Raw genomic sequence first — 12,264 nt, forward strand, 5'->3', positions numbered from 1 at the left:
CCCAGCATCTAAACGGCCAGGTCGCCGGACCCACCTCAAATGACCGACGAATACTGATTTCCCCGTCGGCAAGGTCTCCGGCGCGTCCCTTCACAGCCCGTGATGAAGTCATGCGCTGTGGCTCGCGAACATTCGAGCCTGAAGAACGTTACCGCATGCCATGGAACCAGCCACTGCTCACAGCCTGACGGATACTGCCACGCCGATACGCCCTTGACGCATTGGTTGGATAGCGCGACGGTTGCGGATCATGCCGCCGGAAAACGGAGTTCGGCTCCGATGGAGAACTGCATGGTTTTTGGAAATATGGCCATCCGCACTGCGCTTCCGATGGTCCTTGTCCTCAGTCCATCCGAGGCAGCCCGCCAAAACGTTGGCCGCCCCGGAGCGCCGGAACCCTAGTCTTTGGCGCCATCATTTTGCGGAATTTCACCGGTACGGCCTTCATCCACAACAAGCACTCAGAGACCGGCAGGACTACGTTCGCGGCACATCTTCCTGGCTCCAAGCCCCGTGCACTCCGCTGTCCGTGAGGATCAAGGCGGTTCCAATTTTCAAAAATAAACAGACTGGTCTATTAACTGTGTTGTGCCTTCGCATTTATCGAAGGGCAGCGCTACCCGGCAGCGACTGACCCAATCGATGCTCCAGCTCATCCAGACCGCGGGCTACCACGGCGCCGGGCTCACCGCCGTGCTGGAGCACTCGGCTGCACCAAAGGGATCCCTGTACTTCCACTTTCCCGGGGGTAAGGCTGAACTGGGGAGCGCGGCAGTCTCACTGGCCGCCGAGCAGTTTGGGTCATCGATCAGGGATGCTGTGGCGGTCTGCAGGTCCTTCGAGGAACTGGTTGACACCGTGATCAGCGAGCTTGCGAGCCTCCTTGTGAGCAGTGACTACCGGGCAGGCTGCCCGGTCGCGGCCGTCACCCTCGACGCGGGAGCCGAAGACGAGCAGCTTCGTGTGGCGTGCAGTGATGCCTACACATCATGGATTGCAACCTTTCACGCCTATCTGGCTTCATTATCCGCCAGCGACACGGATGACACCCACAACCTGGCCACCTCGTCCGTTTGTCTCATCGAAGGTGCGCTGGTTGTTTGCCGCGCACAAAAGACCACGGAGCCGCTCGTGTCGGCTTCCCATACCCTCAAGGGCCTGCTTGGTCCGATTCTCAAACAGGGAGGAGCGCAATGACCGCGTCACGGACTGCGCTGGTCTTCGGAGCGAGCGGCTTCATTGGCCGCTGGCTCGTGCGCGAACTCCTGCTGCAGGGCGTCGCCGTCGTTTCCGCCGTGCGCAGCGCGGGATCCTACGCCCACCTCGCCGCGTGGCTCTCCGACTACGGCGCGGGGCAGCCCTTCTCCCATGTCGTCGTCGATTTCGACGACGACAGCCTTGGCCTCGATTCTGCCGGCCCCTCGCTCGCCGGTGTTACCGAGGTCTACAACGTTGCAGGTTCGTACCATTTCGGAATGTCCACGGAGCAAGCACGAGCGGCCAATGTTGGATCCTCCGAGAGAATTGTGGCTCTCGCCTCACGACTTCCCTCACTGGCCCGGCTGGTGCACCTATCCGGCTACCGTGTGGGCGGCCAGGACCCAGCTGAGATCCCTTGGCCAGCCGAACGGGTGCGATCCGAGTACTCGCGGCTGGGTGCCTACGAGGCATCCAAGGTCGAATCGGACGCGGTGGTCCAAGCGACTGCATCCAGGCTCGGGGTTCCGTGGACCATCGTTAATCCGGCGACCGTGATCGGCCACTCGGTCACCGGCGAATCTGAGCAGATACTCGGCCTCGCCGGCACCATCCGCGACCTCTGGAACGGCGATCTCGCAGCCTTACCGGGAGGAGAAGACACCTTCGTTCCCATCGTGACCGTGGACTATCTCGCCGCATTCATGGCGTTGGTCCCGACCGTCGGCGACACACTGCGGCGCTCCTATTGGCCGCTTGATAATTCAACACCGGCGCTGCCGGTCATGCTGTCGATGCTCGCTGACCATCTGGGAGTCCGGGCACCACGACTGCGCATCCCCATCCGACTCCTGCGTGCCCTTCCCTCGTGGATCACTGGGGCTCACCCCGAAACGCTGAGTTTTTTGTCAACGGAGCGGTACCCAACCTCCTCGGCCGACCACCTCGCGGAACGCCACGGACTTCACCACCCGGATGTCACCGCCTCCATCACACGCTGGGCCGACTACCTCGTCGCCCACCGCTTTGGCGAGATCCCCGGCTCGGGACCTGCACGGGGCTTTACGCGCGAGTCCGGAATCCGGACACTGTCCGTCGGGGATACCTTTTCCCGCACCATCATCCTGCCCGGGCTGCCGGTCAATGCTGACACCTGGTCCGAATTCGCCGCCCTGGTCGACGGCCGGGCAGTCGACTTGCCGGGACTGGGCACCAGTTCAGGAACGCCGGATGATTGGCGCCGCTGGCTTGTCGCTTTGATCCGCCGGTGGCCGAACGGGCATTCACCTCGTGGGCCACTCCGTTGGTGCCGCAATGGCGCTGGAATTCGCGTCTGAGCACCCCGACGCCGTCACGCGCCTCTCGCTGGTCTCGCCCCACTTTCTCCAGGCACGGGCGGCCCTCCCGCAACGATTGGTCCCGCTCACCCGGCCCTATCTCAGGAGGGTCTCAGCAGCGCGGCTCGCAGGAATGCTCACCGGGGACGCGGACCGGCGGGAACAGCTCGAGTCGAGCGCCGCAGATCTCCGCCGCTCGAGTGCCCCGGCCGTCGCGCGCATTCTCCGCCGGGAGTCCAACCCTGCCCGCCGTTTGGACCTGGCTCGCATGCTCGCCGACTACCCAGGCGAGGTGCACCTGATCGTCGGGTCAAACGATCCCCTGCTCGAGGACAGGGAGAACGTCGCCGTGACAGGGCGCAAAGGGCATCCGGTGCACGTCCATGTGATCTACGGCGCCGGCCACCACCCTCAGATTACGCATGCCGATGCCGTAGCGCGGCTCATCGGCGTCAGCCGGGGCGTCAACAGACGCGGACCTCAAGTCGCCCCCGAAAAACTCTGAAATATCGATAGTGCCCGGTCGGGCAGGACCTCAGTCCGGCAACGTCAACGTGAGATTCCGGAAGCGTAGGTTGCCGGTCCGCGCGGCCCGTGCTGGAGGTCAGTGGAGCGCAAGGACCAGATAGACGGCCGATAGGGCCAGCGAGGCGGGGGTCATGATGAGGCGTTCGGGCTTGCTGCGGGAGACCCCGTTCATGAAGACTCCGAGCACGAAGTATGCCGTCAGCACCCACATAGTGACCGCAGTAAAGTATTCGCTGACCAACGGCGGAACCAAACCAGACTTGGCCAGAGCTGCATAAGCAAAGAGGGGATAAACGGCTATGGATATGGCGCTCCCGATTCTCAGCTTGGGAGGGAGGACGCGGTGTTGTCCGCCCCACGAGTCTTTTCCCAGCGGAGCTCCGGCGATAAGAGCGCCCTGGAAGATGCTCAGGGCAACCAAAAGTGCGGAGGCGAGTATTGCGAAAAGCTGATTCAACGGCATCAAAATCCATCCTCTTGTCCGGTGTCAAGCACTATATGGGGCACGTTTCTTCCCGTGTCTGTGGGGATCTCCGTGATGCGACGCTCGGGCCTCAGGCCCGACGAAGTCCTACTAATTCGGTCCGCATCACGTTGGGCGGCGCTCCGGCGCCGTCCGCGCCCAGCTCCCGCCGAGCCCGCGTCGAGCTGAGGGTCGCGAAAACGCTGCTTGGGTCGGGCATATTGCAGGCGAACGACGGGCAGTCCGTGAAGCCACACCCCTCATACAGCCCCGCGCCAGCGCGGGGAATTCCGGGCTCCCCGTCGCCAGGTACACCCGCCGGTAGCCGTCCTGCCACGCCTCCGCCGGGACGTGGCGGAGCAGCGTCGAGGCAACCCCGCGCGCACGGACCGTATTCGTGGCGCGCATCGACCTAGTCACAGTGTCGCCGGATGCCAGGTGCTTTAGTGCCGCGCAGCGCAACAGCCGTGAGCCCGCCCGCTCCAGAGGCTGATACCAGGTCCTGCCGCCGCGCCATCAAGCGCATTGATGCTTACCGCCGGGGACGTCGCGTACATATCAGCGAGGTGTTCGTTCAGCAGCTGCTGGAAGTCCTCATGCTCCGGGGTGTGGCCCCCAATCAGACCGAGCGTTTGGCGGCGGTTCCGAGCGATTTGAGTCTTCCCGATTTCAGGGCTCTGGCCGTTCCGCTATCTATGTTCATCTCCCCTCCATGCGCTTATCCACAATTATACTGTACGATCGTACGTATAGTTAATGATCACCTATTGCCCGCTCCAGACTCGCCCATCCATGGACCTGCGAAGGCCGGCACGTTCAAATTCAAGATTCTAAGGAAGACCCATGCAGACAACCCTGACGCATATCGGCACCGCAACGATGCTCGTTCAATTTGGTGGCCTCACGTTCCTCACCGATCCGGTGTTCGACCCCGCCCCCACTGAGTACGTGTCCGGGCCGGTGGTCCTGCGGAGCACCACTGAGCCCGCCATAGCCGCAAGCGACCTTCCACCATTTGACGCCGTGCTGCTCAGTCACGACGAACACCCGGACAATCTCGATGAGGCAGGCCGGAGATTGCTGGAGGGAAAACCAGTGATGACCACCGAAAGCGGTGCGGGTCGACTGGGTGGCCAATCAGTTGGGATCGCCCCCTGGAGCAGCCACACGCTCACCGTCGGAGAGAAGTCCGTGAACATCACAGCGATGCCCGCCCATCATGGTCCGGCCGGCGACGTGGTCGGATTCATCCTCCAGGCCCCCGGGGAAGAGAAGGTCCTCTACATCTCCGGTGACACCACCTACGAAACCGACCTTGACCAAATCGGCGAAAAATTCACCATCGGAGTAGCGGTCCTGCACCTCGGCGCGGCAAAATTTGCCATACTCGGGGACCAGATGATCAGCATGGACAGCGCGAACGCCGCGAAGTTCACGGCCTCCCTCGGCGCCCACACGGTGGTGCCGATCCACTTCTCCTCATGGGAACACTTCACCGAAACGGAAGACGAGATCGCGGCTTCATTTGCCGAAGCCGGTCTGACCGACCGCCTGCAATGGCTCACCCCGGGGATGCCACGCGTCGTTGAGATCTAACCACCAGGGCCTCGAAAACCCCAACCTCATGACCACAGCGCGCAACGGTGACACCCGGAAGTTCTGCTAAAACCCACACGCCTGCCGGTCCTGTCCGGGACCGGCAGGCATCCGCCAACCGAACCCGCCACACCTACGCATGAAACAGAGGAACCATGGATTCATCGAAGAATCTTCCCGTTGCAGCGATCGGCGCCGGCACCATCGGTCTGGCCGCCGCGGCCGTCGCCATCGAGCAGAGGCGCCGCGTCAGGCTGTCGTCCCGTCGAGATCGGGTGATCCCATGAACGATACCCATAGGGTGGTTCTTCAGGTCACAGCCACAGCCCGCGTCAGCATGGACTCCGCCCTGGACCGGGCCGAGCAAACACTAAGAGATCGTGCACTCAAGTTGCGTAGGGGCGGCATCCTCATCACCAGAGAAACCGTATCGTCGTTTTCACTCGAGATCAGCGATGAGGTCCCGTTCGGTCTGACGGTGGAGCGCCAACATTGATCGAGGAAGCCATCCGAGAGGATCCCTTCGTGCTAGCCGGAGTCGGCCGCTACGATATCGTCGAGTTCGTCCCGATACGAGGACCACACGCGGCCTCCCTCCTGGCTCCGGCCGACACAACAACAACGCCCGGCTAGGAGCATTCGGCATAAGCCATTAGCGGCAGACTCGAACACCTCCGTGGATCCGCCCTCGGCTTTCGAAACCTCACCAACTAAATCGCCTGTTCGATCCTCGAATCCGGCGGATTCAGACCGAAACTACGCTCTCAATTCTGACAAGCCAGAAATCACCCACAAAGATGCGAAAGGAGTCATCCCTGTGGGGGAGTATGTCCAACGTACGTTTACCCACAAAAGGAGCATCAGTGCCGCTAGAAGCCCTAAAGGACAGCCCGACCGACTTCGACTTCATCATCGGAACCTGGACTGTGCGACACGAGCGCCTCAACCAGCTCTTCGCGGCATGCACCGAATGGACCGAGTTCACTGGCCTGTCGTCGACTTCCAAGACGCTCGGCGGTTTCGGAAACCTTGAAGACAACCTCCTGAGATTCCCCGGTGGCGATGCGCGGGCCACCGCCATCAGGTCGTACTCGCCAGACCTCGGGACGTGGTCCATCTGGTGGTTGGACGGCCGCAACCCCGGGACCCTTGACACTCCCGTCGTCGGCAAATTCGATTCCGGCATTGGCACCTTCTTTGCGGAGGATAATCTGAACGGCACCCCTATTCGCGTGCGGTTCACCTGGAATTCAACGACCGAGAACCCGCGATGGGAACAAGCGTTCTCCAACGATGGCGGGAAATTCTGGGAGCCGAATTGGCGAATGGAATTCATCCCGGCCTGACGGAAACTCTGGTTCAGTATCGCAACTGGTCCCGGAGGCGCTTCAGGGTGGCCGTTTCGGCGGAGTTGTTCGTGTGCAGTTTCGCCGGTTTCGGCCGTGAAGCCCGCTCATACGCCAGCGCGTGGGCCGAGGTCGCCCGGTAGGGCAATCCGCCCACCGAATTGCGCCGAAGCTCCCTGGACACTGTCCAGGCAGATCTGCCGATCACGGCCCCGATCCGGCGCAGCGAGTATCCCTGGGCGCGCATCACCGCAATCTCCTCACGCTGGGCGAAAGTCAGGCATCTGCCCTTCAGATCCCGGCCGCGGCGTGGCCTGACACCCCCGGCCTCGGCCAGGACCCTACGCCCGGTACGCCGGCTCGTATTGATCGGAACCACGGCGTCAGTGATGAAATCACCATCCTGCATCCCGGCCCAAAAAAGCTGCAGAAGATCCGGTCTTACATAAATTGAATACCTCGCCATGACAACACCCATCCGTTAAATGTTGCAATCACCGCAAGAACCCAAGGTTCCTCAAACGGACGGGCTTGTAGCTCTCTCCTTCCTTGTGGAGTTGATCGGTAAGTGGCGGCGTTCTGTGATCGCTCGCTGGCGTTAATTGCCGATGACGAGGATGCTGGCTGCAGCTTCGATGACGTCGTCGGTGATGGTTTCGAGTTCATTGATTTTGAGTACGCGGGCGATCTGGGGGAAGAGTCGTTCTAGGAGGCGGAAGTTGCCGCGGGTGATTCGTTCGATCGCGGCGATGGCTTGGGCGTCGGTGAAGTCGTCGGGATCGAGGGTTCGTCCGAGGCGTTTCCAGTGGCGGTCGAGGACGAAGAGAAGTTCGTCTCGTCCGAGGGGGCGGTAGTGGTGGGAGAACCCGAGTCGGCTATAGAGCTGGGGGTAGTGCCGGAATCGTTGGTCGATTCCGGGCATGCCGATGAGGATCATCGAGAGGTGTTCGCGGTCGTGCCGGTCGCGGAGCAACTCGAGTGCCGTGGGTGTCAGGCGTTCCGCTTCGTCGATGATGAGTAGCTCAACGAGATGCGCCACGGGGCGGGCCAAGTGAGGCGGGTCAGGCTCGAGTGAGCGGAGGTGTTCCTCGGCGCAGAGACCGACTTTGATTTGCCAGTGGTCGATGTCGTGCATGAGGTCTTTCGGGCGGCAGAGAACTTCGGGTGTGTAGAAGATGGTGCGGGGTCGGTTAGCGAGCGCGTAGTGCTTGGCGTCGTGGTCGCCGCGAGGCCCCCATTCGTTGATATGTGTCTCGAGAGTGTCCCAGTTCGCGTAGCGGCGCGCGGAATTGGCCTTACCGACTCCTGCGTCTCCGTGGCAGTTGCCGATGGTTCGTTCTTTGCGGACGGCGTTGGCGAATTCAGTGAACCGTCGGTGTTCCTTTGTGACAATGAATGTTTGGTTCATCACTCATCCTCTTCGTAGGTGCGGAGCCGACGTCGGTGTGGAGCGGGTGCGACTTCGCGCGGCTTTCGCGGGTGGTTGCGGTGGGGATGCGGTCGTTGATGGCGTGCCGGAGTTGTTTGCGGCGGGCTCGTCGGGCGGTTTCGATGTCACGGAGACTCAGCCGGAGATTGGGGTGGGCCTCATCGAAGGCAACGCAGACGAAGGTGTTGCGGTCGTAGACGCGGATCTCGGAGATGTCGCGCGGTCGTAACGAATAGTGACCGTGTGCCCGACGAACGGCGCGAGCGTCGGGGCCAGGTACCGCTGACCTTGAAAATGGATGCCGTCACGCTGCACCACGCGGCTCTTGGGAACGGTGAGCAGTAGCCCGTCGAGTTCTTCGAGACTGGTGGGCATTCGCGGGAGCCACCGCTCGGCGACCCAAGCATCTCGAGGTGAGAGGCCAAGTTCGCGGTGGGTCCGCTCGTTATACGTCGAGATGAAAACACGGACGGCCTGGTCGAGTGCCGGTAGATCTAGGGCAGGCTGAGGATTTCTGCTGCCCGGGCCAATGTGTCCCGGGAGGGTGGCGAGAAGTTCGGTGTTGATTGTCCGGAAGAAGCGTTCGATCTTGCCTCGGCCCTGGGGTCGTCCGACTGTTGAGTGGATGATGCGGATCCGCAATTCGACGGCGGTGTGTTCGAGGTGGTGGTGGTTGGGTCCCCGCGTATGATAGGGGTCCCGCTTGTGCCGCCGGTCTTATGTGAAAAGGAGCGGATTGTTGATGTCGTTCCAGAGTACTTCGTAGGCATCCGGGCTCATATAGCCGGTGTAACTGTGGCGGCGTTTGCCGTTGTAGAAATCGAGCCAACCATTCATGGCGGTGACCAGTTCGATGACCGTCTGCCAGGTCCGTTTCCGGTCCAGCAGCTCCGTCTGCATGCGCCCCCAGAACGTCTCCATGGCCGCGTTGTCGAAGCAGTCACCCACGCTTCCCAGCGAGGCGGTGAGCTCCCACTGGCGCAGGTTTTCGCTGAACCCCCAGGATGTGAAATTGGTGCCGTGATCCGAATGCATGACCGTCTCTCCGTCCCGTTCGCGGGTGTGGTGGGCTTGGCTGACAGCCCTGCTCACCAACGCCGTGTCGTTGATCGTGGAGAAAGAACGGCCCACAGCTGTCCGGGCAAAGCAATCGAGCACCACGCAGCTATAGACCTTTCCCTCCCGGGTCGGATGCTCGGTGCCGTCGGTTAACCACAACCTGTTGGGGCCATCGGTGGTGAAGACCCTGCTGACCAGATCTGCGTCCACGCGTTTGTCTGCCAGCGGATTGCGGAAGACCTTGATGCGCGGAACGCCGGCAATTCGTTGCTCCCGCATGACAGCCTTGAACAGCTTGCGGTTGACGATCATTTCGTACTCATCCAGCAGCTCGGCACGGATCCGGCGCCAACCGTAGGTCCCGCCGGACTGGCTGTGAATCATGACGACATAGTCGGCCACGATGCTTCGTCTGATGGCACGGATCGAGAGCTCACAGCGACGGTGTTTGATGTAGGTCGAGCGGTTCAGTGCGATGGTGCGGCAGGCACGTCTGGCTGAGAAGCCCTGGGCGCCGAGCCCGTCGACGATCGCGAACTTCCTTTTGGCGGCACCACCACTTGCTCGTCGTAGAGGGCGCTGGCGGCCTTGACGATGGCCAGCTCGTCCTCAAGCTGCCGGATCCTTTTCGCAGCCGACTGCAGGTCCGGGGCCTGCGTGCTCGGCGTTCCCTCGGCAAGGCCCGCATCCACCAGAGCCTGGTGCTTCCAGCGGTAAAGAGTGCCCAGACAGACCCCGGATTCCGCATGAACGGCAAGGACAGCTTCACCCTGGCGCATACGGTCGCTGAGCCCTCGCCGGACGGATGCAGGATATTCAAAAGGCATTTCATGACCTCCTTGAAGTCACTATGCACCTCTCACATAAAGCCGGTCCACCAACAGGGGCCCGGAGCAACTGGACTGCTAACGGGGGCCCAACCAAGTGCGTCGAGCTGCAGCTGCGCGTCCTGGCTCGACGTGCTCACCCGTGTGTACCCAAGAAGTCTGATTCGGCCATTCTGACTCAGACACCCCCCACCCGTCACGACACTGAGACACTTTGCAGTAAGACGTTTTTCTAAGACAGAACCCGCCGCGAAATGACGCACTGCCTGGTCCATGAATCTCGCCCCGGAGGTGTGTCTCGAAAAGCTTTAGGTTATTGGGACCGGTCAGGCCAGAGCGATTCGAGCTCATGAAGACGTTCAGCGCCCAGGCCTGTGAGACGGATGGCCCTGCTGTCGGGTCTCCGCGTTATCCAGCTCTGGGACTCCGCGGCATCGAATATCTGTTTCCCAATCTGTCCAGCAGCATGCGCGCGCCGACCGGTCCAGTCCAAACACCCTCGCGCCCAGGGACGGCGGCCGTGTGGAGGCCGAATGCCAAAAGCGACCGCGAGCGGGCCATCCGGGAAAGGCTGCGGTGGAGGTGAAGACTCCCCGACCCTGAGCTCCGTGATTACTCCGGCTCGCAGTAGCAGGTCCGCGACTCGCAGCCCGAGGTCTCCGGCAAGGTGGTCATAACAAGTCCTTGCTGAACGAAGTTCCTCCGAGACGTGATGTTGACGAAGGGACCGGATTTCAGTGCGTGGCGCGATCGCCTGGAGTGCCTCGACTGCGTTCGACACGTCGCTATTCGCGAGCCGGAAGAAGCGGTTGCGGCCACGATGGTCAACCGCGACGATGCCTGCGGCGAGCAGAACGCGAAGATGTTCGCTCGCCGTAGACGCGGACACATTCGCAATTCGAGCGAGATCACCGGCCGGGATCGCTCGGCCGCCAAGCAACGCAGTAACAATCCGGCCACGCGCGGGGTCACCTAATGCGCGGGCTGGAACCGCAATGTCCGGCTCGCCCATCATGCGAGGGTGGCCGTTCGCAGTGCGATCTCGGCGGCCTCGATGTCTTCGACGATAAGCACCTTGCGATTGTCGTGGTCGCTGTATTGACCAAGCAGGGTGATGCCGGCTTTGGCGAGTTTGTTCATCATCAGCCCGAGGGCCCCCGGTACGTCAGCCTCAAGTTGCGCGATCATCACCTTTCGACCGACCACGGGTCCAAGGCCTGCCGCTGTGAGCGCTCGTGTCGCTTTGTCTGCATTGGCAACAAGATAGTGCGCCACACCTGACCACATGCCCCCACCCTCGAGACCAACACCGGCCTCTCCGAGGCATTTCCCAATTCTGGCGAGGGAGTCTGCGCCCTGTGGCGCTGGAATCTCGATGTCGAACATCATCGCACCTCGATGTCTGCTTCGAGCGTCACCTTGGTGATCAAGCTATTTGCGATGTAGCACTGTTTATGTGCCTTGTGCAGCAACCGCTCCACCCGCTCAACTGTTGCACCCTGGACCACAATTCTGGGTCGAAGCACGATGCTCGTCAGACGTAGCGGACGCTCATCGTCAGGCATGAACCCCTTCGCAGCGTCATGGTATTCGATCACCTCGACACCGGCGAGAGCAGCAACCGCGAGGAAGGACAAGAGCTGGCAGGAGCTCGCAGCTGCGACGACCAACTGCTCGGGATTTGGCAGCGTACTGTCCCCCCGAAACGACGAGTCAGCACTCGCCACAACCTTGGTCCCACTCATAGTTATGTCGTGCTGACGGCTGTAGCTGTCGTAATCATGTGTCCGGCCGGCCCAACGAAGTGTGCTCGCGTAAGTGTGTGTCGTCATGAGTCAACGATATGGCCGTATAGCTTCGTCACCCACCGAAACGTCGGCGTCCATAATGGGGATCGCTGGGTCAGGGCGGTGAAACATCCCCGCGCATGTGACGTTCTGCGATCACAGAACACCGCCACTTAGCGATCACCTCCACACTCCTTCCTTATTGAGAAGAGAGCTACGACAATTGCTGCCCCTGCGATCGGCAGGGCCGTTATGAACCCTCCGATGCCCAGATATGTAAGGGCGCCACCTAGAGGGTAGGTGGCACCAAGCCATCCGGCCGCCACCAACGCAGCCCTTCCGACGGTTGAACTGGGGTGACCCAGCAACGCAATAAGACTCACCGAGAGGCACTAGGCCCCGGCTAGAAAGAACATGAACGCACCGGCGAATGCAAGACGGTCGGCGGTAAAAGCACCAACAATATTTACGAAGCCGACTAGACCCAGGACGAGTCCGAGGAGCAGGAGCCCCAGTTCCGACACTAATGCGGCCGGGCGTTCGATATGCGTCTTGAGCATGGAACGACCCTAATTGGAGCGGCTACGACTGGCCATACCGACTCCGCTTCGGAGAAAACGCTGAAGCTGTCCCGTGGTATGGATCCCTCACCGTGACAGGATGTTTGCAGGCATCCCGCTGATCTAGCGCATTGC

General features: G+C 61.5%; 16 protein-coding genes and 1 pseudogene. 7 read left to right on the forward strand and 10 right to left on the reverse strand.

Going from position 1 to position 12,264, the window contains the following annotated elements; genetic code table 11:
* Window positions 1-588 precede the first annotated feature (588 nt).
* The 3 genes from QK287_RS17875 to QK287_RS17885 are packed head-to-tail and all read left to right on the forward strand — an operon-like array spanning window position 589 to window position 3,039.
* Window positions 589-1,197 (forward strand): TetR/AcrR family transcriptional regulator, encoded by a 609-nt coding sequence (locus tag QK287_RS17875; RefSeq protein ID WP_282361042.1) that lies wholly within the window; start codon window positions 589-591, stop codon window positions 1,195-1,197.
* Complete coding sequence (locus QK287_RS17880; RefSeq protein ID WP_282361044.1) at window positions 1,194-2,534, forward strand: SDR family oxidoreductase; 1,341 nt, start codon at window positions 1,194-1,196, stop codon at window positions 2,532-2,534. Before QK287_RS17875 ends, QK287_RS17880 begins: the two co-directional genes overlap by 4 nt.
* Window positions 2,512-3,039: an alpha/beta hydrolase gene (locus QK287_RS17885; RefSeq protein WP_282361046.1), complete on the forward strand. Its 528-nt coding sequence runs from the start codon at window positions 2,512-2,514 to the stop codon at window positions 3,037-3,039. The genes QK287_RS17880 and QK287_RS17885 overlap by 23 nt, the downstream gene beginning before the upstream one ends.
* A 99-nt stretch (window positions 3,040-3,138) precedes the next feature.
* Here QK287_RS17885 and QK287_RS17890 read toward each other — a convergent pair whose 3' ends face one another.
* Entirely contained in the window at window positions 3,139-3,525 is a 387-nt protein-coding gene (locus QK287_RS17890) for a hypothetical protein (RefSeq protein WP_282361048.1), read from the reverse strand.
* A gap of 843 nt (window positions 3,526-4,368) precedes the next feature.
* Between QK287_RS17890 and QK287_RS17895 the strand changes: the two genes are divergently transcribed.
* The 3 genes from QK287_RS17895 (at window position 4,369) to QK287_RS17905 (ending at window position 6,467) form a co-directional block, all read left to right on the forward strand.
* Complete coding sequence (locus QK287_RS17895; protein WP_282361050.1) at window positions 4,369-5,121, forward strand: MBL fold metallo-hydrolase; 753 nt, start codon at window positions 4,369-4,371, stop codon at window positions 5,119-5,121.
* 155 nt (window positions 5,122-5,276) lie between these two features.
* The gene (locus QK287_RS17900; RefSeq protein WP_282361055.1) at window positions 5,277-5,408 is read left to right on the forward strand and encodes a hypothetical protein; all 132 of its coding nucleotides are present in this window, start codon (window positions 5,277-5,279) and stop codon (window positions 5,406-5,408) included.
* Between the two features lie 540 nt (window positions 5,409-5,948).
* Window positions 5,949-6,467 (forward strand): hypothetical protein, encoded by a 519-nt coding sequence (locus tag QK287_RS17905; RefSeq protein ID WP_282361057.1) that lies wholly within the window; start codon window positions 5,949-5,951, stop codon window positions 6,465-6,467.
* Between the two features lie 13 nt (window positions 6,468-6,480).
* On the opposite strand, the gene QK287_RS17910 is transcribed toward QK287_RS17905, so the two are convergent.
* The 6 genes and pseudogenes from QK287_RS17910 to QK287_RS17935 form a co-directional block, all read right to left on the reverse strand.
* Window positions 6,481-6,933 (reverse strand): helix-turn-helix domain-containing protein, encoded by a 453-nt coding sequence (locus QK287_RS17910; protein WP_282361058.1) that lies wholly within the window; start codon window positions 6,931-6,933, stop codon window positions 6,481-6,483.
* 132 nt (window positions 6,934-7,065) lie between these two features.
* The gene (locus QK287_RS17915; protein ID WP_282361060.1) at window positions 7,066-7,875 is read right to left on the reverse strand and encodes an AAA family ATPase; all 810 of its coding nucleotides are present in this window, start codon (window positions 7,873-7,875) and stop codon (window positions 7,066-7,068) included.
* 156 nt (window positions 7,876-8,031) lie between these two features.
* Window positions 8,032-8,271, reverse strand: coding sequence for a Mu transposase C-terminal domain-containing protein (locus tag QK287_RS18550; protein WP_348774729.1), 240 nt, complete (start codon window positions 8,269-8,271; stop codon window positions 8,032-8,034).
* A gap of 342 nt (window positions 8,272-8,613) precedes the next feature.
* Entirely contained in the window at window positions 8,614-9,486 is an 873-nt protein-coding gene (locus QK287_RS17925; RefSeq protein ID WP_282361070.1) for an IS3 family transposase, read from the reverse strand.
* On the reverse strand, window positions 9,423-9,782 hold the full coding sequence (locus QK287_RS17930; protein WP_282361062.1) for a transposase: 360 nt from the start codon (window positions 9,780-9,782) through the stop codon (window positions 9,423-9,425). Before QK287_RS17930 ends, QK287_RS17925 begins: the two co-directional genes overlap by 64 nt.
* A 95-nt stretch (window positions 9,783-9,877) precedes the next feature.
* Window positions 9,878-9,946 (reverse strand): annotated as a pseudogene (locus QK287_RS17935) (recombinase family protein); the annotation flags it as partial.
* Between the two features lie 545 nt (window positions 9,947-10,491).
* On the opposite strand from QK287_RS17935, the gene QK287_RS17940 reads away from it, so the two are divergent.
* Entirely contained in the window at window positions 10,492-10,758 is a 267-nt protein-coding gene (locus QK287_RS17940) for a hypothetical protein (RefSeq protein ID WP_282361064.1), read from the forward strand.
* 35 nt (window positions 10,759-10,793) lie between these two features.
* Here QK287_RS17940 and QK287_RS17945 read toward each other — a convergent pair whose 3' ends face one another.
* The 3 genes from QK287_RS17945 to QK287_RS17955 form a co-directional block, all read right to left on the reverse strand.
* Window positions 10,794-11,171 (reverse strand): hypothetical protein, encoded by a 378-nt coding sequence (locus QK287_RS17945; protein WP_282361065.1) that lies wholly within the window; start codon window positions 11,169-11,171, stop codon window positions 10,794-10,796.
* Window positions 11,168-11,614 (reverse strand): OsmC family protein, encoded by a 447-nt coding sequence (locus QK287_RS17950; protein ID WP_282361066.1) that lies wholly within the window; start codon window positions 11,612-11,614, stop codon window positions 11,168-11,170. Before QK287_RS17950 ends, QK287_RS17945 begins: the two co-directional genes overlap by 4 nt.
* A 347-nt stretch (window positions 11,615-11,961) precedes the next feature.
* Window positions 11,962-12,129: a hypothetical protein gene (locus tag QK287_RS17955; protein WP_282361068.1), complete on the reverse strand. Its 168-nt coding sequence runs from the start codon at window positions 12,127-12,129 to the stop codon at window positions 11,962-11,964.
* Between the last annotated feature and the right edge of the window lie 135 nt (window positions 12,130-12,264).

Origin of the sequence: Arthrobacter sp. AL05, from assembly GCF_029960715.1 — a bacterium.
GTDB lineage: Bacteria > Actinomycetota > Actinomycetes > Actinomycetales > Micrococcaceae > Arthrobacter.

What these genes read in the sequence shown, in the direction of transcription:
- QK287_RS17900 (WP_282361055.1), top strand. Translation starts at nt 5,277, where the DNA reads ATGGATTCATCGAAGAATCTTCCCGTTGCAGCGATCGGCGCCGGCACC.
- QK287_RS17890 (WP_282361048.1), bottom strand. Translation starts at nt 3,525, where the DNA reads ATGCCGTTGAATCAGCTTTTCGCAATACTCGCCTCCGCACTTTTGGTT.
- QK287_RS17930 (WP_282361062.1), bottom strand. Translation starts at nt 9,782, where the DNA reads ATGCCTTTTGAATATCCTGCATCCGTCCGGCGAGGGCTCAGCGACCGT.
- QK287_RS17905 (WP_282361057.1), top strand. Translation starts at nt 5,949, where the DNA reads ATGTCCAACGTACGTTTACCCACAAAAGGAGCATCAGTGCCGCTAGAA.
- QK287_RS17895 (WP_282361050.1), top strand. Translation starts at nt 4,369, where the DNA reads ATGCAGACAACCCTGACGCATATCGGCACCGCAACGATGCTCGTTCAA.
- QK287_RS17955 (WP_282361068.1), bottom strand. Translation starts at nt 12,129, where the DNA reads ATGCTCAAGACGCATATCGAACGCCCGGCCGCATTAGTGTCGGAACTG.
- QK287_RS17945 (WP_282361065.1), bottom strand. Translation starts at nt 11,171, where the DNA reads ATGATGTTCGACATCGAGATTCCAGCGCCACAGGGCGCAGACTCCCTC.
- QK287_RS17950 (WP_282361066.1), bottom strand. Translation starts at nt 11,614, where the DNA reads ATGACGACACACACTTACGCGAGCACACTTCGTTGGGCCGGCCGGACA.
- QK287_RS18550 (WP_348774729.1), bottom strand. Translation starts at nt 8,271, where the DNA reads ATGCCCACCAGTCTCGAAGAACTCGACGGGCTACTGCTCACCGTTCCC.
- QK287_RS17915 (WP_282361060.1), bottom strand. Translation starts at nt 7,875, where the DNA reads ATGAACCAAACATTCATTGTCACAAAGGAACACCGACGGTTCACTGAA.
- QK287_RS17880 (WP_282361044.1), top strand. Translation starts at nt 1,194, where the DNA reads ATGACCGCGTCACGGACTGCGCTGGTCTTCGGAGCGAGCGGCTTCATT.
- QK287_RS17910 (WP_282361058.1), bottom strand. Translation starts at nt 6,933, where the DNA reads ATGGCGAGGTATTCAATTTATGTAAGACCGGATCTTCTGCAGCTTTTT.
- QK287_RS17885 (WP_282361046.1), top strand. Translation starts at nt 2,512, where the DNA reads ATGGCGCTGGAATTCGCGTCTGAGCACCCCGACGCCGTCACGCGCCTC.